This window comes from Cryobacterium shii, from assembly GCF_004402595.1.
GTDB classification, from domain to species: domain Bacteria; phylum Actinomycetota; class Actinomycetes; order Actinomycetales; family Microbacteriaceae; genus Cryobacterium; species Cryobacterium shii.
On record NZ_SOFY01000055.1, the window covers coordinates 1 to 1360 of the forward strand.

Sequence of the window (1360 nt, forward strand, 5' to 3'; positions counted from 1 at the left end):
GCCGCCGTGCCGTGCCGCCGTGCCGTGCCGCCGTGCCGCGCCGCCGTGCCGCGCCGGCGTGTGCCATCGACGTGCTGAGTCACCGGGCCGCTGACGCGCTCGCTGCCCGAGTCGCTGACCCGGCGTGCCACTGGCCCGCCGTGCCGCCGTTCCCCTGTGCCCCGTGCCGCCGACCCGCCGTGCCCGTGCCGGTAGGCTCGGCCGGATGAGCCTCGCCGCCTCCCACTTCGTCTCCGTCACCGAACTCGGAGCCCGCATCGTCGTGCGCACCCGCATCGAGGGCGGCGTGACGGATGCCGTCGGCTACCTCTGCGCCTGCACCGACACCGAGTGCACGGTCGAGACCAAACGCGGTCTGGTCACCCTCGCACTCGCCGACATCGTCGCCGCGAAGCAGGTGCCGCCGCCGCCGGCCCCCCGAGCGCCTCGGCGCCCGCTCGCCGACTAGCCAGGCCCCCGACGTGCCGCACCAGGCCCCCCGACGAGCCAGGCCGCCGGTCCGACGTGCAAAACTCCTGCAATTCCTCGACGAACGGTCACCGCAGGCTGAATCGGGTACATCCGGCAGAATCTGCAGGAGTTACGAACGCGAGCAGGGGGACACGCGCCGCCTCGTGGGGCGGGGGCGGGGGGCTAACTCAGGAGATTCTCGCGGAGCCACGGGCCGTTCCGCACTGGTCCGCGGGGTCCGACCGGGGACTGGCCCGGATCTCCTGAGTTAGCCACAGGCCGGGCCCGGAATCGGCGCGGACCGAGGCGCATGACGGATGCGCCGGGCCCGGAATCGGCGCGGACCGAGGCGCATGACGGATGCGCCGGGCCCGCGAAGAATGACGGATGCGCCGGGCGCGCGCGAACGACGGGCCGGAGGGAGAGAGAGGCGCGGGCCCGCCTGGGGCGCTCGCAAATCATCCCGCGTGATCAAGAACTGGCGGAGAATGGGGGATTCGAACCCCCGAGGGCTCTCACCCAACACGCTTTCCAAGCGTGCGCCATAGGCCACTAGGCGAATTCTCCTGGCCGACCGTTCCCGTGAGGGAACGACCTAGAGAATCTTACCTGTTTCTTCGGGCCTTCGTCACACCCGGTCCGAACGGCGCGTTTTGGGGGAGTGCGCTTTGTGTCTAAACTGGCAGTCGGCTCCTCGCGTGGCGCCATCTCGGCCAACTCCCCCAGGACGGAAACGTAGCAAGGGTAACCGGGCTCTGGTGGGTGCGCGAGGAGTCTTTTTCATGCCCGAAGGCCCCGCACCCGGAACGCCGCCCGCACCAGGCCCGCGCCTCGCCCACCGCACGCCGCCACGCGCCCCGCCCACCGCACGCCGCCACGCGCCTCGCCCACCGCACGCCGCCACGCGCCC

Annotated in this window: 1 protein-coding gene, 1 tRNA gene and 1 other RNA gene; 2 read left to right on the forward strand and 1 reads right to left on the reverse strand. The window is 72.1% G+C overall.

The window, feature by feature from the left end; translation table 11 throughout:
• The first annotated feature begins 205 nt into the window (after nucleotides 1-205).
• The gene (locus E3O49_RS10075) at nucleotides 206-448 is read left to right on the forward strand and encodes a putative acetyltransferase (RefSeq protein ID WP_134451445.1); all 243 of its coding nucleotides are present in this window, start codon (nucleotides 206-208) and stop codon (nucleotides 446-448) included.
• Between the two features lie 481 nt (nucleotides 449-929).
• Here the strand turns inward: E3O49_RS10075 and E3O49_RS10080 are convergent.
• Nucleotides 930-1017 (reverse strand) — tRNA-Ser (locus E3O49_RS10080).
• 118 nt (nucleotides 1018-1135) lie between these two features.
• On the opposite strand from E3O49_RS10080, the gene ffs reads away from it, so the two are divergent.
• An RNA gene (ffs, locus tag E3O49_RS10085) (signal recognition particle sRNA small type) lies at nucleotides 1136-1232 on the forward strand.
• Nucleotides 1233-1360 lie beyond the last annotated feature (128 nt).

Excerpts from the sequence above, each read along its gene's own strand:
- E3O49_RS10075 (WP_134451445.1), top strand. The coding sequence starts at position 206 with ATGAGCCTCGCCGCCTCCCACTTCGTCTCCGTCACCGAACTCGGAGCC.